Origin of the sequence: Acidaminobacter sp. JC074, assembly GCF_022496765.1 — a bacterium.
Lineage (GTDB): Bacteria > Bacillota > Clostridia > Peptostreptococcales > Acidaminobacteraceae > JABXKX01.
The window spans coordinates 85309-109818 of record NZ_VANV01000015.1 but is presented as its reverse complement, the minus strand read 5'-3'; the positions used below and the strand labels follow the sequence as shown (position 1 = coordinate 109818).

Annotated in this window: 28 protein-coding genes and 1 pseudogene; 28 read left to right on the top strand and 1 reads right to left on the bottom strand. The window is 36.5% G+C overall.

Annotated features, from left to right (window positions below; translation table 11 throughout):
- Positions 1-18 precede the first annotated feature (18 nt).
- The 24 genes and pseudogenes from EZV73_RS17425 to EZV73_RS17315 all read left to right on the top strand — a co-directional run bounded on the left by EZV73_RS17425 (position 19) and on the right by EZV73_RS17315 (position 18876).
- Positions 19-1056, top strand: a complete 1038-nt coding sequence (locus EZV73_RS17425) for an L-threonylcarbamoyladenylate synthase (RefSeq protein WP_240841687.1) — start codon at positions 19-21, stop codon at positions 1054-1056.
- A gap of 9 nt (positions 1057-1065) precedes the next feature.
- Entirely contained in the window at positions 1066-1515 is a 450-nt protein-coding gene (rpiB, locus tag EZV73_RS17420) for a ribose 5-phosphate isomerase B (protein WP_255813646.1), read from the top strand.
- Positions 1516-1527: 12 nt separating this feature from the next.
- Entirely contained in the window at positions 1528-2157 is a 630-nt protein-coding gene (upp, locus tag EZV73_RS17415; RefSeq protein WP_240841686.1) for a uracil phosphoribosyltransferase, read from the top strand.
- Between the two features lie 120 nt (positions 2158-2277).
- The gene (locus tag EZV73_RS17410; RefSeq protein WP_240841685.1) at positions 2278-2754 is read left to right on the top strand and encodes a deaminase; all 477 of its coding nucleotides are present in this window, start codon (positions 2278-2280) and stop codon (positions 2752-2754) included.
- 200 nt (positions 2755-2954) lie between these two features.
- Positions 2955-3977: an MraY family glycosyltransferase gene (locus tag EZV73_RS17405; protein WP_240841684.1), complete on the top strand. Its 1023-nt coding sequence runs from the start codon at positions 2955-2957 to the stop codon at positions 3975-3977.
- Between the two features lie 180 nt (positions 3978-4157).
- Positions 4158-4370, top strand: a complete 213-nt coding sequence (locus tag EZV73_RS17400) for a helix-turn-helix transcriptional regulator (protein ID WP_240841683.1) — start codon at positions 4158-4160, stop codon at positions 4368-4370.
- A complete protein-coding gene (locus EZV73_RS17395; RefSeq protein WP_240841682.1) occupies positions 4363-5097 on the top strand; it encodes a DUF3169 family protein in 735 nt (244 codons plus the stop codon). The genes EZV73_RS17400 and EZV73_RS17395 overlap by 8 nt, the downstream gene beginning before the upstream one ends.
- Before the next feature lie 101 nt (positions 5098-5198).
- On the top strand, positions 5199-6314 hold the full coding sequence (wecB, locus tag EZV73_RS17390; RefSeq protein WP_240841681.1) for a non-hydrolyzing UDP-N-acetylglucosamine 2-epimerase: 1116 nt from the start codon (positions 5199-5201) through the stop codon (positions 6312-6314).
- 247 nt (positions 6315-6561) lie between these two features.
- Positions 6562-7221 carry a CoA transferase subunit A gene (locus EZV73_RS17385; RefSeq protein ID WP_240841680.1) on the top strand — a complete coding sequence of 220 codons (660 nt, stop codon included), beginning with the start codon at positions 6562-6564 and terminating at the stop codon, positions 7219-7221.
- Positions 7214-7870, top strand: coding sequence for a 3-oxoacid CoA-transferase subunit B (locus tag EZV73_RS17380; RefSeq protein ID WP_240841679.1), 657 nt, complete (start codon positions 7214-7216; stop codon positions 7868-7870). The genes EZV73_RS17385 and EZV73_RS17380 overlap by 8 nt, the downstream gene beginning before the upstream one ends.
- 111 nt (positions 7871-7981) lie before the next feature.
- Positions 7982-8236, top strand: coding sequence for an AtpZ/AtpI family protein (locus tag EZV73_RS17375; RefSeq protein ID WP_240841678.1), 255 nt, complete (start codon positions 7982-7984; stop codon positions 8234-8236).
- A 2-nt stretch (positions 8237-8238) separates the two neighbouring features.
- Entirely contained in the window at positions 8239-8646 is a 408-nt protein-coding gene (locus EZV73_RS17370; RefSeq protein WP_240841677.1) for an ATP synthase subunit I, read from the top strand.
- Between the two features lie 5 nt (positions 8647-8651).
- Positions 8652-9320, top strand: coding sequence for a F0F1 ATP synthase subunit A (locus EZV73_RS17365; RefSeq protein WP_240841676.1), 669 nt, complete (start codon positions 8652-8654; stop codon positions 9318-9320).
- Positions 9321-9334: 14 nt separating this feature from the next.
- A pseudogene (locus tag EZV73_RS29005) lies at positions 9335-9604 on the top strand (ATP synthase Fo subunit C); the annotation flags it as partial.
- Between the two features lie 3 nt (positions 9605-9607).
- Positions 9608-9904: an ATP synthase F0 subunit C gene (atpE, locus tag EZV73_RS29000; RefSeq protein ID WP_369123964.1), complete on the top strand. Its 297-nt coding sequence runs from the start codon at positions 9608-9610 to the stop codon at positions 9902-9904.
- Positions 9905-9931: 27 nt separating this feature from the next.
- Positions 9932-10240 carry an ATP synthase F0 subunit C gene (gene atpE, locus EZV73_RS17355; protein WP_240841674.1) on the top strand — a complete coding sequence of 103 codons (309 nt, stop codon included), beginning with the start codon at positions 9932-9934 and terminating at the stop codon, positions 10238-10240.
- A gap of 23 nt (positions 10241-10263) precedes the next feature.
- Positions 10264-10830 (top strand): F0F1 ATP synthase subunit B, encoded by a 567-nt coding sequence (locus tag EZV73_RS17350; RefSeq protein ID WP_240841673.1) that lies wholly within the window; start codon positions 10264-10266, stop codon positions 10828-10830.
- Positions 10818-11360 (top strand): F0F1 ATP synthase subunit delta, encoded by a 543-nt coding sequence (locus tag EZV73_RS17345; protein WP_240841672.1) that lies wholly within the window; start codon positions 10818-10820, stop codon positions 11358-11360. Before EZV73_RS17350 ends, EZV73_RS17345 begins: the two co-directional genes overlap by 13 nt.
- A 22-nt stretch (positions 11361-11382) precedes the next feature.
- The gene (gene atpA / locus EZV73_RS17340) at positions 11383-12897 is read left to right on the top strand and encodes a F0F1 ATP synthase subunit alpha (RefSeq protein ID WP_240841671.1); all 1515 of its coding nucleotides are present in this window, start codon (positions 11383-11385) and stop codon (positions 12895-12897) included.
- Between the two features lie 14 nt (positions 12898-12911).
- The gene (atpG, locus tag EZV73_RS17335; protein ID WP_240841670.1) at positions 12912-13781 is read left to right on the top strand and encodes an ATP synthase F1 subunit gamma; all 870 of its coding nucleotides are present in this window, start codon (positions 12912-12914) and stop codon (positions 13779-13781) included.
- Between the two features lie 20 nt (positions 13782-13801).
- Positions 13802-15190 carry a F0F1 ATP synthase subunit beta gene (gene atpD, locus EZV73_RS17330; protein ID WP_240841669.1) on the top strand — a complete coding sequence of 463 codons (1389 nt, stop codon included), beginning with the start codon at positions 13802-13804 and terminating at the stop codon, positions 15188-15190.
- A 17-nt stretch (positions 15191-15207) separates the two neighbouring features.
- The gene (gene atpC, locus EZV73_RS17325) at positions 15208-15627 is read left to right on the top strand and encodes an ATP synthase F1 subunit epsilon (RefSeq protein WP_240841668.1); all 420 of its coding nucleotides are present in this window, start codon (positions 15208-15210) and stop codon (positions 15625-15627) included.
- Between the two features lie 162 nt (positions 15628-15789).
- Positions 15790-17598 carry a heme NO-binding domain-containing protein gene (locus EZV73_RS17320; RefSeq protein ID WP_240841667.1) on the top strand — a complete coding sequence of 603 codons (1809 nt, stop codon included), beginning with the start codon at positions 15790-15792 and terminating at the stop codon, positions 17596-17598.
- A 39-nt stretch (positions 17599-17637) separates the two neighbouring features.
- A complete protein-coding gene (locus tag EZV73_RS17315) occupies positions 17638-18876 on the top strand; it encodes a serine/threonine-protein kinase (protein ID WP_240841666.1) in 1239 nt (412 codons plus the stop codon).
- Here EZV73_RS17315 and EZV73_RS17310 read toward each other — a convergent pair.
- Positions 18873-19301 carry a hypothetical protein gene (locus EZV73_RS17310; RefSeq protein WP_240841665.1) on the bottom strand — a complete coding sequence of 143 codons (429 nt, stop codon included), beginning with the start codon at positions 19299-19301 and terminating at the stop codon, positions 18873-18875. The two genes, EZV73_RS17315 and EZV73_RS17310, sit on opposite strands and share 4 nt — an antisense overlap.
- Positions 19302-19413: 112 nt before the next feature.
- On the opposite strand from EZV73_RS17310, the gene EZV73_RS17305 reads away from it, so the two are divergent.
- From EZV73_RS17305 to EZV73_RS17290, 4 genes are all read left to right on the top strand, one after another.
- A complete protein-coding gene (locus EZV73_RS17305) occupies positions 19414-20793 on the top strand; it encodes an S-layer homology domain-containing protein (protein WP_240841664.1) in 1380 nt (459 codons plus the stop codon).
- Positions 20794-20841: 48 nt separating this feature from the next.
- The gene (locus tag EZV73_RS17300) at positions 20842-21768 is read left to right on the top strand and encodes a transglutaminase domain-containing protein (protein ID WP_240841663.1); all 927 of its coding nucleotides are present in this window, start codon (positions 20842-20844) and stop codon (positions 21766-21768) included.
- A 146-nt stretch (positions 21769-21914) separates the two neighbouring features.
- The gene (gene murA / locus EZV73_RS17295; RefSeq protein WP_240841662.1) at positions 21915-23171 is read left to right on the top strand and encodes a UDP-N-acetylglucosamine 1-carboxyvinyltransferase; all 1257 of its coding nucleotides are present in this window, start codon (positions 21915-21917) and stop codon (positions 23169-23171) included.
- Positions 23172-23405: 234 nt separating this feature from the next.
- Entirely contained in the window at positions 23406-24446 is a 1041-nt protein-coding gene (locus EZV73_RS17290) for a rod shape-determining protein (RefSeq protein ID WP_240841661.1), read from the top strand.
- Positions 24447-24510 lie beyond the last annotated feature (64 nt).

The following is a 24510-nucleotide window of genomic DNA, read 5'->3' as shown; positions in this document are numbered from 1 at the left end:
TGATATAGAAGGTGAGTTATGAAGAATACTAAAGTGTGGATAATAAAAGATGAACATGATGAGCAGTTGATTGAAGCTGCTAAAATATTAAAAGAAGGCGGTACAGTCGCTTTCCCTACTGAAACCGTTTATGGACTTGGGGCCAATGCCCTTTTAGATGAAGCTGTGAGTGGTATTTATGAAGCGAAGGGCAGACCTAGTGACAATCCTTTGATTGTTCATATAGCGGATTTAAGTCTATTGGATGAGCTTGTTGAACACGCGCCATATCAGGAGGAATTGATTCAGGCCTTTTGGCCTGGTGCTATTACTTTGATTTTTAAAAGTAAGGGTAAGGTTGCAGCTCGGGTTTCACCAGGACTGGATACACAGTCTATTCGTATGCCAAAGCATCCAGTTGCAAAGAAACTGATTCAACTGGCAGGTGTACCTGTGGCAGCACCGTCTGCTAACTTGTCAGGCAAGCCATCGCCGACAGATGGCAAACATGTTATAGAAGATTTAAATGGTAGAGTGGATGGCATAGTTGTCTATGACCAATCAGATGTGGGTTTAGAATCGACAATCTTAGATTTGACTCAATCACCACCCATGCTTTTAAGACCAGGTGGGGTTACTGTTGAAGACATTGAAGCTGTGATTGGCAAGATTCAAATAGATCCAGCGCTTGAAAAAAAGATGTCAGAAAACGTGCAACCAAGAGCGCCGGGCATGAAGTATACGCATTACTCACCAGAAGCAGATGTAACAGTTGTGAATGGTCCTTTAGATGAAATGGTAAAAAAGATTCAAGAACTTCATGATAGTCACACATCATCTGTGGGTATTATGTGTTCTGACGAAACAAAAGACAGATATAAGGCTGAAAACATCATTTCTTTGGGCTCTAGAGAGTCATTAGAAGAGGTTGCTTCTAATTTATTTAAGACTTTAAGACAATTCGATGAAATAGGGGTTGATATTGTTCTGGCAGAAGGGTATGATACTGTAGGAATGGGTAAAGCCATTATGAATCGTTTGAATAAAGCGGCAGGTTATCAAGTTATAAATGTCTAGGAGGGAATCATGAAAATTGCATTAGGTTGTGACCATGGTGGTTATGAGTTAAAAGAAGCTATTAAAAAGTACGTCACTGACAAAGGGGTAGAAGTCGTTGATTTCGGTACACATTCAACAGATTCTGTTGATTACCCTGAGTATGGTTTAAAAGTTGCTGAAGCAGTAAGTCAAGGCCAAGTAGAGCAAGGTATTTTGATTTGTGGTACGGGTCTTGGTATGTCATATGTGGCTAATAAAGTAAAAGGTGTTCGTTGTGCATGTGTTAGCGATGTCTTTAGTGCAGAGATGTCAAAGCTTCATAATAATGCAAATGTATTAGCACTAGGTGCAAGAGTTGTAGGTTTGGGTTTAGGCCTTAAGATTGTTGACACTTGGTTAGGTGCAGAATTTGAAGGTGGTAGACACAATAGACGTGTTGACATGATAACAGCGGTAGAAGATAAATATTTTAAATAGAAAGGATCTAAAATGGCTAAAGTAATTGAAATGAATCATCCATTGATTCAACACAAGGTAACAATTTTAAGAGACAAGAACACAGGAACAAAAGAGTTCCGTGAAGTAGCAACTGAAATTGCGACTTTAATGGCTTACGAAGTTACAAGAGACTTCCCATTAGAAGAAGTTGAAATTGAAACACCAATCTGTAAGACAAAGTCAAAAGTTATTGCTGGTAAAAAAGTTGGTATCGTTCCAATCTTAAGAGCTGGTCTAGGTATGGTTGATGGTTTTATGAACCTAATTCCATCTGCAAAGATTGGTCACGTTGGTCTTTATAGAGATCCTGAAACATTACAACCTGTAGAGTATTACTGTAAAATGCCTACTGATGTAGAGCAAAGAGAAATCATCGTTGTAGATCCAATGCTTGCAACTGGCGGTTCTGCTATTGCTGCAATTCAGTTTATTAAAGACAGAGGGGCTAAGCAAATCAAGTTTGCATGTCTAATCTCTTGTCCAGAAGGTATCAAGGCTTTACAAGAAGCACATCCAGATGTAGATATCTATGTAGCTGTTATTGATGAAAAGTTAAATGATCACGCTTACATCATTCCTGGTTTAGGTGATGCAGGTGACAGATTATTTGGTACTAAATAACAAGAACTTAAATAAAAAAATAAAGATAAACAAAAAGGTGAAGGATCTTGAGATTTTTCACTTTTTTTTGACTTTATGGGTTTATAATAAAAATAGATGATTATTTAAGGGGGAAAGAATATGAGTCGAAAAGACAAAGAAAACTATTATTTAGACATTGCAGAAACCGTTCTTGAAAGAGGAACCTGTAACAGAAAAAACTATGGTGCCATCATTGTTAATAACGATGAAATAATATCTACAGGCTATGCAGGTGCACCAAGAGGTCAAAAAAATTGCACTGATCTGGGCTATTGCAACAAGGAAAAACACAATATGGAAGCCCTTCACTGCAGGTCTGTCCATGCAGAGGCCAATGCCATCATCCAGGCAAGTAGAAAAGAAATGTTAGGTGGGACGCTTTATCTAGTTGGTAAAGATAAAAATACAGAGAACTATGTTAAAGAGACCAATGCCTGTATGATGTGTAAAAGGATGATCATCAATGCGGGCATCGACACAGTTGTCATTAGGGATACAAAGAATTCTTATAGAGTATTAGAAGTATGCGACTGGGTTTATTATGATGACACATTTGAACACAGAAATGGTCATTAAAGACGTCTTTGACACTATATGAGAATATTTAACCGTAAATAGGCTGAAAATGACACGTATAGAGAAATATTATGTGAAATTGTGAAAGTTTAATAAATATTAGTTTCATTTATGTTACTTAGCCATCAAAAACTTGCTTTTTTGAGATGATAGGTATAAAATGAGTTGACCTTAAAGTGAGGATGTATAAGGAGACTTTTATGGATAAGTATTTATTGCCAATGACTGTGGCATTTGTGTTGAGTTATTTTTTAACACCAGTTGCCAAGAAAATTGCGATTAAGATAGGCGCCATTGATGTGCCAAAAGATGATAGACGTGTACACACAAAGCCAATTCCTAGAATGGGTGGTTTAGCCATATATGCAGCATTTACCATTGCTATGTTTTTGTTTTCTGATATAGAAATGAAGAAACTAGTTGGTATCTTTTTAGGCTCTACGATTCTTGTTATCACAGGTATGATTGATGATGTAAAACCTTTAAGAGCCAGTTTGAAGTTGGTGATTCAGATTGTAGCTGCACTTGTTTTGGTACAGTTCGGCTTTAGAATTGAGTTTTTAACAAACTTCTTCCAACGTTCGGGTTATATATTCTTTAATGGCCTGAGTATTCCAATTACAGTAATATGGATCGTTGGTATTACAAATACAATCAACCTAGTAGATGGTTTAGATGGTTTAGCAACAGGTATAGCAACAATAGCTGCTGGTACTTTTGCATATGTATCATACACAACAGGTAATATTCCTGTAGCTATTTTATCATTAACGCTTGCAGCATCAAGTTTAGGTTTCTTACCACATAACTTTAATCCTGCCAGCATCTTTATGGGAGATACAGGCGCTTATTTCTTAGGATTTGCTTTAGCGGCTATTTCCATTGAAGGTACATTAAAAGGAACAACAGCTTTAACGCTTATTATTCCAGTACTGGCTTTAGGCCTTCCGATTTTTGATACAGCTTTTGCTATTATCAGAAGAGCCTTTAATAAGAAGCCAATCTTTGGTGCGGATAAAGGTCACTTCCACCATAGACTGCTTCATATCGGTTTAGACCAAAAAAAAGCCGTTTTAATGATTTATGTGATTTCTATCTTAATGGGTGGAACCGCTGTTGCATTAATCAACCATGATTTAGCCAATGTATCTGTACTTGCGATTGCAACATCAATTTTAATATTTGTACCGATCTTTAGAACATTTGGTATGGAAAACAAATAATGAGTATTTAGCTTAGATTCGTCTAAGCTTTTTATTTTGAAAAGTTACATATAAACCTTTAAAAATCTTTGGCTGAATGCCAAAGTTTTTTATTTTTCCTATTGACAAGTAAACTTGTCAGAGTTATTATTATGACAAGAATAATTGTCATAATATCAAGAAAAGTTGTCAGGAGGATCTATGCCTTTAAATAATACTTTAAAAGTACAAAGGGCTAAGCTTGGAATCAACCAAGGGGAGCTAGGGAAACTGGCTGGTGTGTCTAGACAGACCATTTCTTCTATAGAAAGAGGAGAATACAATCCGTCTATAACTCTAGTTTTGAAATTAGCAAAAATATTTGGTGTGTCGGTTGAAGAGATATTTAGTTATGAGGAGAATCAAAATGAATAAGAAATCATATTTGAGAGCATTTTTATTAGCGTGTATGGGCGGTGTACTTGGTGTATTCATTTCTATATTTTTAAGAAAGTTTGATGAGGGTAGTTTGGATTTAGGTAAGTTTATAGAAAGTCTTATGATGAATAACTTACATTTCTTTATGATTGGTTTGATTGTCCTAATACTGGTACCGGCACTTTGCTTCCTATCTAAAGGGCGTCGTATAATGATGACTCTAGAAGAAGCGAATGATGATGATTTTTCTGATATAGAACAAAGAGGCAAGAAAGCACTGGATATGGCCTTATCTTTCAACATGGCTTTTATGATTTTAAATTTCATGACCTTTGGTATTGGTTTTTCTAGAGAAATGCCTTTATCGGTTATGTTGATAAGTGTTTTTATCTTCTTTGTAACGATGACAGCTACAACCATTATAGAATTTAGGGCAATTAAGCTTATCCAGACATACGATAGTCGTCTTAAAGGTGATCCGTCTAAGTTTAATTTTCATAAAGAGTATTTAAATTCTTGTGATGAGGCTGAAAAATATCAGATTTACAAGGCGGCTTATAAGGCCTTTCAGTTTACTAAGATTATAGGGATGGTTCTTCTCCTGGTTGCAGTTTTAGGAAATATGCTCTTAGATACTGGCATAATGCCAGTTGTGCTAACAGGTACCATGCTCCTTGCCTTAATTGGCTCATACAGTGGCCATGCCATGATGAAACAAGTCTAATGCTTTTTTACAATTTAATAAAAAGAAATTAAAATAGGGCAGATTGTTTGAATCTGCTCTTTTGATATGGTATCTTTTAATGGCTAGTAAAGGAGCTTATTATGAAGAAAAAAATCGTGTCGGTTTTTGGTACAAGACCAGAAGCCATTAAAATGTGCCCTTTGGTAAAGGGATTAGAAAATGACCCAGATTTAGAGTCAGTTGTACTTGTGACTGCTCAGCATAGAGAAATGTTAGACCAAGTATTAGAAGTTTTTGATGTAAAGCCTGATTATGATATGAATATCATGAAGCAAAACCAATCTTTAACTCAGATTACTTCTAACATCTTAAATGGTATAGAAGAATTGTTAAAGGAAATTAAGCCAGATATGATCTTGGTTCATGGTGATACTTCTACAACATTTGCAGGCGCTTTAGCTGCCTTTTACAATCAAATAGATGTGGGTCACGTTGAGGCTGGTCTTAGAACCTTTGACAAATGGTCGCCGTTTCCAGAGGAAATGAACAGGTCCCTGACAGGGCGTATCGCAGATCTACATTTTTCACCAACTCAGTCAAACAAGAACAACCTTTTAAAAGAAGGTATTTCAGAAGAGAAAATCGCCTTAACAGGTAATACAGTAATTGATGCTCTAAAAATGGTGATTTCTAAAGACTATGAGTTTGGTCATGACTTTTTAGATAATGTAGATTTTGAGAATGAAAAAGTGATTACCATGACGGCTCACAGAAGAGAAAATCTTGGTGAACCTATGAGAAATATCTTTTCAGCGATTAAGCGTCTAGTTGAAGATCATGACGTCAGAGTCATATACCCGATTCATCTTAATCCTAAAGTTCGTGAAATCGCAAATGAAGTATTTAAAAACATGGATAAGGTCCATCTAATTGAGCCACTTGATTATGTTCAATTTGCCAATTTACAAGATAGATCTTACATGATTATGACCGATTCAGGTGGCCTTCAGGAAGAAGCACCTGCACTTGGTAAACCAGTACTGGTTTTAAGAAAAGAAACTGAAAGACCAGAAGCCATTGAAGCAGGTACAGTTAAATTAGCTGGAATAGAAGAAGAAAGAATTTATGACTTAGCGAGTGAGCTAATTCTTGATTCAAATGCATATAATGCTATGAGTAATGCTGTGAATCCATATGGAGATGGGCATGCTGTAGAGAATACAATTAAGGCAATAAAATCCTATTATAAACTGTAGAATTGTCCTTTTGTATACCAACATCCAGAAAAGCTTGTATTTTTACGAGTTTTCTGGTTTTTTTCGTAAAAAAACAGGAACTTGTTATTCATAAAGTGGTCAAAATATGATATCCTATTTCAGTAGAGGAAGCTGACTGTATAACATTGTCTTTCGCAGATTGACAAGGTTACGTCTAATAGACTTAGGACACCTATATGACTGTAAGTGGCTTCTAACTAGGATATATAATGTATAGGAGGACAGTATGAATAAAATTTCAACTGTAGATCAAGTAATTGCTAAATTAGAAGATGGCATGACACTTATGGTAGCTGGATTTTTAGGCTGCGGTGCACCAGAATCTATTCTTGATGCAATTATTGAAAAAGGTACCAAGAATCTGACTGTTATTTGTAATGATACAAGTTTTCCAGACAAGGGTGTTGGCAGACTGATTGCAAGTAAGCAAGTAAAAAAAGTCATAACTTCTCACATCGGTACAAATCCTGAAACTGGTCGTCAAATGAATGAAGGCGAGATTGAAGTGATTTTAACACCACAGGGTACAATTGCAGAGCAAGTTAGAGCTGCAGGTGCTGGACTTGGTGGTGTGATTACACCAACAGGTGTTGGTACGATTGTAGAAGAAGGCAAACAAACAATTGAAATTAAAGGTAGAAAGTATTTAGTTGAAGAGCCTTTAAAAGCTGACCTAGCAATTTTGCATGCTAGTAAAGCAGATAAAAAAGGTAATTTAGTTTATGATCTTTCAGCAATAAACTTTAACCCATTGATGGCTATGGCTGCAGATACAGTTGCTGTTGAAGCAGAAGAAATCGTAGAAGTTGGCGATTTAGATCCTAACTTTGTTCACACACCACATATCTTTGTAGATATGATTGTGAAAGGAGGCCAAAATGGATAAGAAAGAAATTCGTAAGATTATCGCTACAAGAGTTGCTAAGGAATTTAAAGATGGTGACCTTGTAAACTTAGGTATTGGTTTGCCTACATTAGTAGCAAATTATGTACCGGGAAATATCGATGTGACTTTCCATTCAGAGAATGGCTTCATCGGTATGGGTCCTGCGCCTGAAGAAGGCGAGGAAAATAAAAATTTAACAAATGCTGGCGGTCAGCCAGTTACATTATTAAAAGGTGCAGCAATATTTGATAGTGCAATGTCATTTGCTATTATCAGAGGCGGTCACTTAGATTGTACGGTATTAGGAGCATTACAGGTAGACGCAAAGGGGAACTTGGCTAACTGGATGATTCCTGGTAAAAAGGTACCGGGCATGGGTGGTGCGATGGACTTGGTAACAGGTGCAAAGAAAGTTATTGTTGCAATGGAGCATACAGCAAGAGGGGCAGTAAAGATATTCGAAGAATGTAATCTGCCTTTAACAGCTGTAGGTGTTGTAGATTTGATTGTAACTGAAATGGGTGTGATGAAGGTAACGGATAAAGGTTTAGTTTTAACAGAATATAATCCTCAATTTACTGTAGAAGACATTCAGGCGGTTACAGAAGCAACATTATCTATAGATGAGAATCTTAAAGAAATGATGTAATAAATAGGGGTAGAAGTACCCCTTTAATTGTACACTTTTTTGATGGGACGATTTGGTCCCTAACAAAACATGGATATGAAACCATGTTATGGGGTATAGACGGGAGTAAAGATGGACTTTAAAGCGATTAAGAATTTGACCTACATATCACAAGTCGCATTTATTATGTTAACACCGATTCTATTAGGGGTTTATTTTGGAAACTGGGCTGATGAAAAATTAGGTTCATCACCATGGATTCTAATGGTTGGTATTTTCTTAGGGGTATCTAGTGCTTTTTTAAACTTGTATAAGTTTGTTATGAAAGCTGCTAAAGACAATGAAAAGGAACGTCAGGAAGACTACAAACCGAATTCGAGGGAGTAAACATGGAATCAATTAAAACATTAACGTATGGCATAATGAAGTGGGTAATTATTCTGACAATTTTAGCGTCACTCATCTTTATCGCATTCTTTAACCAGGATGCATTCAGTCTAATTATTGGTTTAGTATTTGGCGCATCGATTGGGATGCTAGGATTTATAGATTTGAGTATGACCCTTCAGCGGGCAGTTCTTAAGAACCCCGGAAAAGCTCAGGCCTATACAGTCCGGAAGTATTTCATGAGATTTGTCATGAATGGTATTGTTTTATATGTAGCAGTGGTGACACCGCATATTCATATAATCGGTACCGTGTTAGGGATGTTGTTAATCAAAATGTCAATCATGATAACAAATCTTTTTAACGATAAACAGTTTTACAAAAATATCATAAGAGGAAAGGAGGTGTAAGGAAAGTGAATGGTCCTGAGATAATTTTCGTGATCCCATTTGGTGAAAGAGGGATTCCGGTTACGCAGACTGTTACAACTACATGGTTCATAATGCTGGTACTATTTGGTTTATCTATTTTCTTAACAAGAGGTATGAAAATCAAACCTGGTAAAAAGCAAGTGATTGCTGAGACTATCGTTGATGGTATCTACAATTTAACTGAATCAACTATGGGTAAACAGTTTAAGCATTTCTCACCGTATATCGGTACATTGTTATTGCTTGTAGGTTTTGCAAATATCTCTGGTTTATTAGGATTGAGACCACCGACATCGGATTTAAATACGACACTCGGTTTAGCCTTAATCACATTTTTCTTGATCCATTTTACAGGCATCAAGGCAAAAGGTGTAGGTGGCTATTTAAAAGGTTTCTTAGAGCCGATGCCATTCTTACTACCAATTAACATTATGGGTGAAATTGCAACGCCGATTTCATTAAGTTTCCGTTTATTCGGTAACATTCTTGGTGGTTTGATCATCATGACTCTAGTGTATCAAGCACTGGGTTGGTTCTCACTAATACCTGTTCCAGCAATACTTCATATGTATTTTGATCTATTTGCAGGACTGTTGCAATCATTTATTTTTGGTATGTTAACGATGGTATTCGTTTCATTGGCTAGTGACTAAGAAAGGTGAGACACATGTTTACAGATTTAGATATCTTAAAAGTCATTATGGAGTGGTTCTTTGAACAAGATCCACGAAGTGTGGTTCTCGCTGCTTCAGCTATTGGTGCTGGCCTTGCCATGATTGCAGGTATAGGTCCTGGTATTGGACAAGGTTTTGCTGCCGGAAAAGGCGCAGAAGCCATTGCGAGAAATCCACAAAACAAATCGTCTACGATGGTAATGTTATTAGGTGCTGCAGTAGCAGAGACATCTGGTATTTTAGCACTTGTTGTAGCAATCATCTTAATGTTTGCTAATCCACTTGTAGACAAGGTTAACGGTAGCGCGTTTGATTTAGTCTTGGTAGGTGCTGCAATTGGTGCAGGTTTATCAATGATTGCTGGTATCGGCCCTGGTATCGGTCAAGGTTACGCTGCTGGTAAAGCAACAGAAGCTGTAGGTAAAAGACCTAAGTTTCAAGCGTTGATTATGAGAACTATGTTTTTAGGTCAAGCAGTTGCACAGACAACTGGTATTTATGCCCTAATTATTTCAATGGTTCTGATGTATACTAATTTATTTGCGAATTTTATACCACAATAGTTACATAATTTTGAGGAGGACACAGAGATGTTAAAAGAAACAATGAGTAATGCTGCAGATGTTGCAACTAACGGTAAGGCATTAATTTTAGCTGCTTCAGCAATCGGTGCTGGTTTAGCAATGATCGCAGGTATCGGTCCTGGTATTGGTCAGGGTTACGCTGCTGGTAAAGGTGCAGAGGGTGTTGGTAGACAACCTGAAGCTCAAGGTGATATCGTAAGAACTATGTTATTAGGTGCTGCAGTAGCAGAGACAACTGGTATCTACGGTTTAGTAGTAGCAATCATCTTATTATTTGCAAATCCATTAATCGGAAAATTCTTGGAAGTAATGTAGTATAACATAAGGAGGCGTAACAGATGGTATCTAATTTAATAGGTGCATTAGCTTTAACGGGTGCAGAGCCTTATGAAGCGGGCACTATATTGGGATTGGTTAACCTAGATGCAACGCTTGTTTTTCAGATTGTTAATACGATTGTTATATTCTTAGTATTAAGACACTTCTTATTCCAACCAGTTAAGGACATGATTGAGAAGCGTCAAAATATGATTGATGATCAATTGGATGATGCGAAAAATAAAAATGAAGATGCTGAAAAGCTAATTGCTGATTATAACAGCAAGTTAGATGAAATCGAAGAAAAAGGTAGAGTTATGATTAGAGAGGCTTCTACCAAGGCTGAACAGAGGGCATCTGAAATAATTAAAGACGCTGAGAAAGAGGCAGAATTAATTAAGAAGCGAGCAGAAAAGGAAATCGAAAGAGAAAAGCAAAAAGCGGTTAATGAGCTTAAGGAAGATATTGTTTCATTATCACTTTTAGCTGCTTCAAAAGTTCTTGAAAAAGACATTGATGAGAATCAACATAAACAGTTGATTGGTAAGTTCCTAGATGAAGTAGGGGAGACGAAATGGCAAAATTAGTATCTAAAACATATGCTAAAGCTCTATTCGAATTAGCAGTAGAGGGGCAAATGGTAGATCAAATTTTAGCTGAATACGAGTTTGTCAAGGATTCGTTTGATGAATTCCCTGAATTTTTAGAAATCGTTAAATCTCCAAAAATTGCAGTAGAAGATAAAAAGAATATATTAGTTGAAACCTTCGGTGAGAAAGTTTCAGAGACTTTGATAAACTTCTTTAAAATTCTAGTGGATAAAAAGAGAAGTGACGTAATTCGTGAAGTTTACGATGACTTAAGTGTTCTCGTTGACGAAGAAAAGGGACTTGTCGTTGCTAGAGTAGAATCGGTGATTCCCCTTGAGGCAAACGAAATTGAAGCTTTAGAAGCAAAGCTTAGTAACGTGACAGGTAAAACTGTGACAATTGATAATGTAATCAATCCAGATATTATGGGTGGACTAGTTGTAAAAGTAGGTGATCAAGTTTTAGATGGTTCTGTAAAGCACAAGCTTGACAATCTAAAGCATGAGTTGGCAGAAATTATAATCTAGTTTAATAGGAGTGATAATAAACATGAATTTAAGACCTGAAGAAATAAGCTCAGTAATTAAAGAGCAAATCAAGAGGTATTCAAACACACTCCAAGTAGATGATGTAGGTACAGTTATTCAAGTTGGTGACGGTATCTCAAGAGTCCATGGCCTAGAAAAATGTATGGCGGGTGAATTATTAGAATTCCCTGGCGAAGTTTATGGTATGGCTCTAAACTTGGAAGAAGACAGTGTTGGTGCAGTACTTCTTGGTCCAGATAATGAAATCAGAGAAGGCGATATGGTTAAGAGTACTGGCCGTATTGTGGAAGTACCAGTAGGTGACAACCTAATTGGTAGAGTTGTAAACTCACTTGGACAGCCACTTGATGGCAAGGGTCCAATTAAAACTGATAAATTTAGACCTATCGAGCAAAATGCGTCTGGTATCATCGAAAGACAATCGGTATTCCAACCCCTACAAACGGGTATCAAAGCGATTGACTCAATGATTCCAATCGGTAGAGGTCAAAGAGAGTTAATCATCGGTGACAGAGAGACTGGTAAAACAACTATCGCTACTGACACGATTATTAACCAAAAGGGACAAGATACAATTTGTATTTATGTAGCAATTGGTCAAAAGAAATCAACGGTTGCACAGATCTCTAAAACATTAGAAGAAGCTGGTGCAATGGACTTCTCGATCATCGTATCGGCATCAGCATCAGATCCAGCGCCATTACAATACATCGCACCATATGCAGGTGTAACGATGGCTGAGGAATTTATGTATGCTGGTAAAGACGTTTTAATCATTTACGATGATTTATCTAAGCACGCGGTTGCTTACCGTGCCATGTCATTACTACTTAGGAGACCACCAGGCCGTGAGGCATACCCAGGTGATGTATTCTACATTCACTCAAGATTACTTGAGAGAGCTGCTAAGTTAAGTGATGCGTGTGGTGGTGGTTCAATCACAGCACTTCCAATCATCGAGACTCAAGCGGGTGACGTATCTGCGTATATCCCAACTAATGTTATCTCAATCACAGATGGTCAGATCTATCTTGAGGCAGAATTATTCAACTCTGGTCAAAGACCTGCGGTAAACGCTGGTATCTCTGTATCAAGAGTTGGTGGTGCTGCTCAAACGAAGGCAATGAAAAAAGTTGCTGGTAAGATCAAGATTGAGTTAGCTCAGTACAGTGAGCTTGCAGCATTTGCTCAGTTCGGTTCAGAACTTGATCAAGCTACTCAAAATACACTTAAGCATGGTGAAAGATTAATGGAAATCCTTAAGCAGAACCAAAATGACACAATGTCAATGGAGCACCAGGTAATCATCATTTATGCTGTAATCAATAAATATTTAATGGATATTCCAGTAGAAGATGTTAAGCGTTTCGAATCTGAATTAATTAGATTTACAGATGAAAACTATCCAAAAATTGCTGGTACAATCCGTGATACAGGTAAACTAGAAAAAGAAACCGAAGGATTATTAGACGAGGCGATTGCTAAGTTTAAAGAGAAGTTCGAGATCCGTAACTAGTAACGGAGGTAAATATGGCAGGTATGGGAACACGCGATATAAAGCGTAAAATTAAAAGTGTTAACAACACCCGACAAATTACCAAAGCGATGGAACTTGTATCTACTGCCAAGTTGAAACGTGCGAAAGACAGAATGAACTTGACAAAATCTTACTTTGAAACTGTTTTAGATGCAGTACAAAGTATCATTGAGAGCGAGAAAAGCTTAAAGCATGACTTTGTAACTAAAAGAGAGGTTAGAAAAACTCTTTATATTGTCATCACAGGTGACAGAGGCCTTTGTGGTGGTTACAACGTCAATGCTATTAAGGAAGCTATCAAGGATATAGATGACCCAAGTAAAGCTGTTATCGTGACAATTGGTCGTAAAGCCGGCAGTTTCTTTAGAAATAACGGTTTCGAGGTTTATGAAGCATTTGAAGGTATTTCTGAAAAACCAGAATTCCTTCATGCACAAGCAATTGGTAGACTAGCACTGAATCTATATAAACAAGAAAAGGTAGATGAAATTAAATTCGTTTACTCTAAGTTTATCAGTACAATCAGCCAAGAGCCTGAAATGCTTAAATTATTACCTGTAGAGAGTCGCGGGGTACAAAAAGAAGAGGTAGAAGCAGATGAGTATGAATTTATTACTTACGAACCTTCTCCTGAAGAGGTATTAAGTTTTATCATTCCTAAGTATGTATCATCTACCGTATATGGTGGTTTGATTGAGTCTGCTGCTGCAGAGCAAGCGGCTAGACGTGTTGCGATGGAAAATGCATCTAACAATGCAGACGATTTAATCGGCGATTTAACTTTATCTTACAACCAGGCAAGACAAGCTGCTATCACTCAAGAGATCACAGAGATCGTTGGTGGTGCAGAAGCGCTTAAATAATATTGGAAGGATGTGTTTAAATGTCACAAGCAAAAGGTAAAATTGTGCAAGTAATCGGACCGGTACTTGATATCAAGTTCGATGCATCTTCATTACCTAACATCCTAGATGCTATTGAGATTATCAATGGTGATAATAGAATCGTTGCAGAGGTTGCACAGCACGTTGGTGATACAACTGTAAGAGCAATCGCGATGAGTTCTACTGACGGATTAGTTAGGGGTATGGAATGTACTGCACTAGGTCAACCTATTTCTGTGCCAGTTGGTCCTAAAACATTAGGCAGACTGATCAACGTATTAGGTGAGACAATAGATAACAAAGACCAAATTGAAAGTGAAAAATGGTCAATTCATAGATTAGCACCAAGCTTTGAGGAACAAGAAACATCTACTGAGATCTTTGAAACAGGTATCAAAGTAGTTGACTTAATTGCTCCATATGCTAAGGGTGGTAAGATCGGTTTATTCGGTGGTGCAGGTGTTGGTAAAACAGTACTTATCCAGGAATTAATCAACAACATCGCAAAAGAGCATGGTGGTTTATCAGTATTTGCTGGTGTTGGTGAGAGAACAAGAGAAGGTAATGACTTGTATCATGAAATGATTGAGTCAGGCGTTATCGATAAAACAACATTGGTATTCGGTCAGATGAACGAGCCACCAGGAGCGAGAATGAGAGTTGCGCTTACTGGTCTTACTATGGCTGAGTACTTTAGAGATGCAGAGGGTAGAGACGTACTTCTATTCATCGACAACATCTTTAGATTTACACAAGCAGGTTCAGAGGTATCGGCACTTCTTGGTCGTATGCCATCTGCCGTTGGTTACCAGCCAACACTTGCTACAGACATGGGTGCTTTACAAGAGAGAATCACTTCAACTAAGAAGGGTTCAATCACATCGGTACAGGCTATTTACGTACCTGCCGATGACCTTACTGACCCTGCTCCAGCGACTACATTTGCCCATCTTGATGCAAAGACAGTACTGAACAGAGCTATTTCTGCTAAGGGTATCTACCCAGCGGTGGATCCACTTGATTCATCATCTCGTATCTTAACACCAGATGTAGTTGGTGCTGAGCATTACGCTGTAGCTAGAAGAACTCAAGAGATTCTTCAAAGATACAAAGAACTTCAAGATATCATCGCTATCTTAGGTATGGATGAATTATCTGATGAAGATAAGAAAGTTGTTTCTAGAGCTAGAAGAGTTGAGAGATTCTTATCTCAGCCATTCTCAGTTGCTGAGCAATTTACTGGTACACCAGGTCAATATGTACCTATCAAAGAAACAATCCGTGGTTTCAAGGAAATTCTTGATGGTTTACATGATGATGTTCCAGAGCAAGCATTCCTATTAGTAGGTACTATCGAGGACGCTTTAGAAAAAGCTAAAACTCTATAAGAGGAAGGTGGATCTTTATGCGTACTTATTTACTAGAGATTGTTACACCAGATAAGAATTTCTTTGAAGGTGAAGTTGAAATGGCAATTGTCAGAACAACTGAAGGTGATATCGGTATTTTGAAAGATCATGAACCAGTTGTCGCGCCAGTTTCTGTTGGTGCAATTCGAGTAAAAATTGATGGAGAGTTTAGAGATGCTGCTTGTTCAGGTGGGTTCTTAACCATAGATTCTGAGCGTGTGATTGTTATTACTGATTCTGCTGAATGGGCAGATGAAATTGATGTTAATCGTGCCAAAGACTCTGCTGATAGAGCTGCTAAGCGTCTTGAGGATCCTTATGATGACTTAGATATTCTAAGAGCTAAGGTTTCTATGGAACGTGCTATGAACCGTATCAGACTTTCTGGTAAGTCAATGGATCATTCAAATTTATAAAAAACTAAGCAGTCCCTATTTATAGGGGCTGTTTTTTAGGTCGAATAAAATTAGACTTTTTAAGTATACTTTATAAAAGACTTATTTTTTTTATAAAAATAGTCTATAATAGTTGTAGATGCACATATATTGGGTATCCTTGTACAGAAGGAGTGTGATAGAGTGAAAGGTACAGTAGTTTCAACTTGGGTAAAAACATGTAGAAAAGTTTATGATGATTCAAAAGTAGACGAAGCTTTAATGAAGGCTGGTTTTACTGGGAATGGCACATTTTCACCACTAGTAGATGTAGATGATAACAAGGTATTTGATTTTGTTAAAAAGATCTCTTCTTTAACAGGTGATTCTTATGATACAGTTTGGAATAAGATTGGTATGGATAATATTTTGACATTCAGTGCAGATTATCCAGCATTCTTTAGACATGAACATGCATTTCATTTTTTAAGTTCAATGAATGATGTCCATCAGATTGTAAGAAAAAGATTTACAGGGGCAAATCCTCCGGGACTTGATATGGAGCCTTTAACAGGCAATAAAGCAAGATTTACATATAGGTCTAAACGTGGTATGTTCCCATACTTCTTAGGCTTATTAGAAGGTGTACAAAAGCACTTTAATGAAAAAATTCAAGTCAAAGAACTCACGAGAACTGCTGATACTTTAGAGCTTGAGTTGACATTTGAATATGAAACAAAAATCATTAGAAATTATAAGTTAAATAGATTACTGACACTTGGTTTTATTAAATCAACGAGTATGAAGGTGGCTTTATTCTCAGCTGTATTAACTCTTATTCCAATGATTCCTGTAAGTTTATTTGTGGATGCTATTGATATGACCACAGTACTTCTTACAGCGGGTGTTAGTGCGGTGACGACCTTTATACTGTCTAAGCTGATTCATCGTCCTATAACTTATTTATTCGACGAATTAGACCAGTTATTAAAGCATGATTATAGTCATAAGACGGTTGTTAAGTCTGGTGATGTTTATGAGTTGATGTTTGATAAGATCAACAAGTATAAAGAATCTAACGGAAGAAACTTTGTTGGCTTTAACAATATGTCAGATGAAATGAATACTTTCTCTGATGGTTTAGGTGGCATTGCTGAAAACATGTCTGTAACGTCAGATGAGATTTCTGATGTTGTTGAGCAACTTGCAGAAGCTGCAACAAACCAAGCGCATGAAACAGAAGCTTCTATTAACACACTTAGTGAAAACATTGAAGAAGTTAAAGTGATTGCTGATGAAGAAAATAAAAATAAAGATCTACTTGAAGCATCGGTAGAAAAAATAGATGTCTCTTTCTCACATGTGGAAAAGACAGCGGACGAAATCAACCTAGTTCTTCAGAAGTTTGAGGTTGTTAAAGAAAATGGTATGAGTCTACAATCGAGTGCAAGAAATATTACTGAAATTGTATCTATGGTATCAAGTATATCTGAACAGACAAACTTACTAGCCTTAAATGCTTCTATTGAAGCGGCAAGAGCAGGTGAAGCTGGTAGAGGTTTTGCAGTTGTTGCTGAAGAGGTAAGAAAGCTTTCAGAAGAAACAGGTCATGCTGTAGAGCAAATCAATGATTCTTTATCAAAGTTTGTAGGTGAGATTGAAGATCTAGTAAGTGATGTAGATACGCAGTACAACGTACTTGCAGGTGAAAATGAGCAGTTATCTAAAGCTGTAGATGAGTCATCTGAAGCTAAGGCGACGATTAAAGAAGTTGCTGATGTTATGGTTAAGACATCTGCCAAGCTCATGAGTGAAACAGATAAGATTACAAGTGTCTTTACAAACATTGAATCTCTTGCAGCCATTGCAGAAGAAAACTCTGCTTCTGCTGAGCAAGTTTCTGCTAATGTAAGTATCTATACTGATCAAATCAAAGAACTTGGTACAAACATTTCAGACTTTAAAGAGTTAACAACTGAGTTCAGTAAAGAGCTTAGCACATATAAGATATAATTTAAGAAACCTTCGGGTTTCTTATTCTTTAGGAGCATTATGTTTGAGAACAGTATATACGATAAACTATCTAGTGACTTATTCAGTAAGACCATTTTAAATGAAGTAGAACATGTCAAGACTCTATCTCAATCTTTGGGTTCAAGTGTTTACTTGGTTGAATCAAAGAAAAAATATATTCTAAAACACGTAAAAGGCTTTAGAGATTATTTTTCCGAGGAAATAATTAAAGAAATTACAGGCATCAGCCATCCTAATATCGTCACAATTGAGGATTACATCATAGATGGAGAGGATATCTACATCATTAAACCCTATCTAGAAGGGATAACACTTGATGACCTGTCGTCAAGGCCTATGATCGAGTCGGATTTACTTATGATTCTAGAAAGGATGCTTGAGATTGTAGATCATCTTCATAAGCATTCCATTATAATAAGAGATATTAAACCATCTAATTTTATTTATACAAAGTCTGGCCAAGTTATCTTAATCGATGTCTTAAGTATAAGATTGTTTAAGGAAGAGAATTCTACAGATACTGTATTGATTGGAACGAGCGGTTTTGCAGCACCAGAACAGTATGGTTTTAAGCAAACAGATGAAAGAACAGACATCTATAATATTGGTGCTACCATGTATTACTTGATAACTGGTAAAACACCGGATAAAGAGCCACTAAGTACCTCTAATGTTTCAAAAAACTTTGAAAAGATGGTGAATAAGGCGCTTGCTTTTAATCCAAAAGACAGATATCAAAGTATTGAAAAGATGATGAAAGCTCTGACTAAACACAGGCGTGGTAACACGAGGCGACTATTTTTTTTAACAGGAACATGTATCGTTTTAGCTACGTTACTTTTGGGCACGTTTATAAATGATCAGTCTGCCGAAGTTGTGGATTCTCTTATAGAAGAAGTTGAATATGAACCTTCCAATCATGTTATTTATAAGGATATGATTATTTATGATTATGAATGGATATATGCTATAGGTGCTAAAGAGGATCCAATATATGATAAGATAAAAGAACTTTTTGGTGATAGACATATCAATAAAATGGGTCCTTCTGATGCGGATGATATGAAATGGCTAGAAAGAACATGTGATGTTTACATATACTCTAGTAAAAATCCTTATTATGATTTGCCATCAGCTTTTAAAGAGTTAATTGATGAAAATGCATATAATAATCTTAAACCTGATGATTTTTTATCATTTTCTTATCAATTCGAATCTGGAAAGGGTATAAAAATACTCATCGTTAACGAGTTTTAATCGTTTTCGATGAGTGTTTTTTCATTTTGATCGTTTAGTAAGTTTTCAGTTTCCATGACACCAAGCTGTTGATCTATGGCATACATGATAATCGCGTCTCTTCGATCTCTTATGTAAAGTCTGCTGTTAGAAGATGATGAAAGTAACTCTTGTGTTTCTTTAAGTGGTAAGAGCATGGCAAGTCCAAGTTGTATGACTTTATTTCTGTGAGGCTTTCTTCTTCCGTTGAGAATTTGATAACCGTAATTTAAGTCGATATGAGCATCATTTAGAATCTGATATTTGGAAAATGTCTGATTGTCTATATGTACTTTCATTAAATCTACGAAATTACTGTCGATAAAGTTAATCTTATTAGACTCAAGGAACGTATTTAAGTTATCTGTCGTAGTTAAAATTTCTTCTAAGCGTTTAGTTGATTTCATGTGCTCCCCCCCTAATAAGAATTATATTTTACAAGAGACTATCGTGCAAGGTGCACTATAGATTTTTGGGTTAAAAAAGTTAAAATAAGGTAAGAAATAATTGGAGGTGGAAATGAAAAGGATTATCTTATTAATTATAGCTGGTATGTTAAGTCTGAGTTTGAATGTTTATGCGGAAGAACCTAGCTCATGGGCTGAAGAAGCCATAGAGGAGCTAAAGAATTTTGAGGTTGTTGATGAATCAATCTTTTCTTCTTATCAGGACTATATTACAAGATTGGAGTTTGCCTCTTTAATGGTGCATTTCTATGAGTTATATAAGGGTGAAATAAAAGTGGATGCTTCAATAGTATTTTTAGATACAAATGATATCATGGCTGTAAAAGCCGCTACAGTAGGAATTTCATCAGGTGTAGGAGATGGCAAGTTTGATCCATCAGCTTCGATAACCAGAGAACAAATGGCAGTTCTTCTAGTCAATACTTTAGAATTGTGTCAAATTGAATTAGGTGAAGGTGGCCATTCTTATGTTGATGAGGCAGCAATATCATCATGGGCTAAAAAAGGTGTTAGTATTTGTAGTGGTGAAGGTTTGTTAAGTGGTATGGGAGAGAATAAGTTTTCTCCTAAGGGGACTGCAACAAAAGAAATGGCTTATGTAGTGTTTGATAAGATGATTAATGCAGTTCCTATGGCTAAAAGACTTGCAATTAGAAAGCTTATTGAATCTGAAAAGTATCCTTTAAATGAGATAATTAGATATTACAATGCTTGTGATGAAGTTATCCTGGAAGTGAATAGGTTAAGTGAAACCTATGATTATGACAAAGATGGTATAAGTGATTATTATGAAATTTATAGAAATTTTACTGATCCCGTTTTAGCCGATACTGATGGAGATGGCTTGTTAGATGGAGACTGGTTAGAGAGAACTGAATACACTTATGTGATAAAATTACAAGTTCGATTACTGGCACCTTATGATTTAGACTTTATTGAGAGCCATATAGAGCAGGATATGAAACTTCTAGAAGAAACAAAAGATTATGCTGATATAGAACTGATTATTTATCCTTATCATAAGCTAGATCAAACACTTGTGGCTAATAAGAACTATAAAGAAGATAATGAAGAGATTATGAATGGTATACAACCTGGTTTAACAAATGACTGGGATGAGAAGTATAGAGACGATCTGATTGCCTTGTTAAAGGAAAATAGTATCGATCCTGATACAATGTCTGATCAGGACTTGATTTTTAGTATTCTTTATTTTTTTGAAATGGAAGATTACAAAGGGGATGAAGGTTATATTTCTGAGTTTAGTGATATAACGGAAACAGGTTATCATATGTATGACTGGTACACTTCATTTGTAGATGGGAAAGCCGTAATCAATCCCTTAATATTAGATAAAAGACCAAAAGTTACTCAGGAAATCGAGGCAACCTTGGATATAACAACAAAGGACTTTGAGGCATATACTGGCTAAAAATGGACCAAACAGGATTTGCTTGATTTAACAAGCTCTAGTAAAGAAATGTTTTATCAACGGGCTCATGGTTCGTGTTCTGGTACTTCAGAGTTCTATGCTTCAGTTTTTCAAGCGCTGGGTATTCCAGCAAAGGTGATGCCGATTGCAACAACCATTGATACAGGTAAACTTCACGATGAAGAGGGAAGTAAACACCAATCATTGTACCAACTAAGGGTGGATCAGGCTGACAATTTTTCAAATAAAAGCGTTAGAAATGCTTGGTTAAGAGGCTTAGATGACTTTGGAAGTAATCATGTCATGTCTTATGTTTACTTAGGTAATCGCTGGGTCAATGTTGATATAGCAGGTGGTATGAACTTTAATAGGCAACCTGTGATGGGAAATTTTATAGTTTTTCATAAAACTGCCGATTATGATTTCTATGAAACGCTTCAAAAGATTTCAGAACAATGGCTTATTACTGATCATAAGTATTTTGATCAGTTTGTAAAATCAGATAACTTTGATTCTAAGACAAATGATGTTTATCATTACTACGGAAATTTTTCATTGAAAGTGTTTGAAATCTATGATGCATATGGCAGTCACATAACATCTGAAATCAAAAGACTGGCTGACAAAGCTGAGACAAATGAAAGAGATATGCTTAATATGGGGCGTGAATTACGATTAAATTCGGATGATGAGGTATATTATGCTTTTGATAATCGAGACAACTTTGATTTAGTTTTAGACAAGTATTACCCTAATGTTAATCTTTCTTTTTTCGGTATTTATAATCATTTACAAGAGAATCCTGAAAAGTTTATACATGAAAACGCTCATTTAATGATTTCTACAGGAATCAGCTATAATGATTTACCTGATGTCTTAAGGAATCGAGTTTCTTCAGAAGCATATCAGACACTAATATCTGGTGTAACAACCTATGAGATAAGTGGTGCCTTTGTTCATTTTCTTAAACCATAAATGTAATATAACTCATCACATAATGTATCCTGTGAACTAGTTGAAATATCAAACTTTCTAAAGATTGGAAGTTACCTTGAATCACATCGAAAAATAGTATATAATTGTATGTTGTATACACGTTTTATGAGATAGGAGGACTCCAATTGGATAAATTGGTGGTAAGAAAGAGTGGCCCACTTCATGGTGAAGTATTAATCAGTGGGGCTAAGAATTCGGTTTTAAAATTAATGGCTGCTTCAATATTAGCAGAAGATGTTTGTGTGATAGAAAATGTTCCTAATCTACAAGATGTTAGAGTAATGGCTGAGATCTTGGTTGCATTAGGTATGGGTGTTGAGTGGACGAAGAGAAATGAGATGACCATTACACCAGCGAAAGAATTAAAGACAGAGCCTCCTTACGAATTGGTTCAGAGAATGAGAGCTTCGATTGTAACCATGGGACCTTTATTAGGTAGAACAGGTCAAGCTAGACTTGCACAGCCTGGTGGATGTGCTATTGGTGAAAGAAAGATTGATTTACACCTTAAAGGTTTTGCAGCACTTGGTGTAGATGTTAAGCAGACGCATGGTTGTGTAGAAGGTTATGCAGAAAAGTTAGTAGGCGATACAATCTACTTAGACTTCCCATCTGTTGGTGCGACTGAAAACATCATGATGGCTGCAGTTTTAGCAGAAGGTGTTACAACAATTGAAAATGCTGCTAAAGAGCCTGAGTTAACAGACTTGGCGAACTTCTTAAATAAGTTGGGTGCCAATGTTAAGGGTGCCGGTACAGATACAATTAGAATCAAGGGTGTTGAGTCACTTGGTGGTACAAGACACATGGTTTTACCAGATAGAATTGAAGCAGGTACTTATATGGTTGCTGCTGCAGTTGCTGGTGGTGATGTTATGGTTAAAAACGTTATGCCAAATCACTTAAAAGCGGTTGTTGCTAAACTTCAAGAAGCTGGCTGTGAAGTGGATGTATTTGATGAAGATATCCATGTGAAATCAAGTGGTCAATTAAATGCCATTGACATTAAGACGTTACCATTCCCAGGTTTCCCAACAGATATGCAGGCTCAATTTATGGCCCTTTCGTCTGTTGCTGAGGGTGTTGGTACAATTACAGAAACAATATTTGAAAATAGATTTATGCATGCAACTGAGTTTTCTCTAATGGGTGCACAAATTAAAGTAGAAGGTCACAGTGCTATTATTCAAGGTGGATCTGCCTTAGAAGGTGCCAATGTAAAGGCAACGGATTTAAGAGCGGGTGCAGCCCTTGTTATTGCGGCTTTAGTTGCAGATGGCCCGACGACAATTCATAATATTTATCACATTGATAGAGGTTATGATTTGTTTGAAGAAAAGTTAAGAGGTATTGGTGTCAATATTGAGAGAGTAGGAAGTTAATCTTCCTATTTTTTTTGCTTACATATTGAGAAGTTTACTGTATTTTCTGACTAAATGGTAAATTCTAGACCTGTTGAAATGCCTATAAGTGGGACGATTTATAATTTTCTTCATTTTCTATTAAAAAAAATCAAAAATACTTTTCTTTAGACCGTTTTATATTGTACAATAAGATAGTAAGTATTGAATTTAACAAATTGTGATGATTTGTCTACATATAGTAAGGAGTAATAAATGTTAGGATTAGGCGCTGAGATTGGTATAGACTTAGGTACAGCAAGTGTTTTGGTATATATAAAGGGGAAGGGAATTGTATTACAAGAACCTTCTGTTGTTGCGATTGACAGAAATACCGATAAAGTGTTAGCCGTTGGTTCAGAAGCAAGAAGAATGCTTGGTAGAACACCAGGTAACATTGTTGCGATCAGACCTCTTAAAGATGGTGTTATTTCTGATTATGAAGTAACTGAAAGAATGCTTCGTTACTTTATCAATAAAACATGTGGTAAGAGACGTTTCTTCAGACCTAAGACAATTGTATGTGTACCAAGTGGTGTTACAGAAGTTGAAAAACGTGCTGTACTTGAAGCAACAGTTGATGCAGGTGGCGGGAAGACTTTCTTAATAGAAGAGCCTATTGCGGCAGCTATCGGTGCTGAACTTGACATTACTAAGCCAGATGGTAACATGATCATCGATATCGGTGGTGGTACAACAGATATTGCTGTTATCTCTTTAGGTGGTATCGTTGTTAGCAAGTCGATCAAGGTAGCAGGTGATAAGTTTGATGAGTCTATCATCAAGTATATGAGAAAAGCTCATAATCTCTTAATTGGTGAGAGAACTGCTGAAGAACTAAAGATTAACATTGGTACTGCTTCACCTAGAGGCAAGTCAATTAAAATGGATTGTAGAGGACGTGACTTGATAACAGGTCTTCCTAAGAATATTACAGTGACAAGTGATGAAATGTTAGATGCTTTAAAAGAGCCTGTAAATGCTGTTTGTGATGCTGTACATGCTGTACTTGAAAAGACACCACCTGAACTGGCGTCAGATATCTCTTCAAGAGGTATTGTTATGACAGGAGGCGGGGCTTTACTGCACGGTCTGAACAAGCTTGTTGAAAAGCGTATGGGTATTCCAACTTATATTGCTGAAGATGCTGTTTCATGTGTAGCTAAAGGTACTGGATTATCCCTTGAACACTTCGATGTGATTGAGCAAACAACCGCTCAACCTGGCAGAAGAACTTCTAAAAAGAATAAATACTAAAAAATATGCAGTTTATCGAAAGATAAATTGCTTTTTTTATTAAGAAAAATGTGTTTTCGTCCGA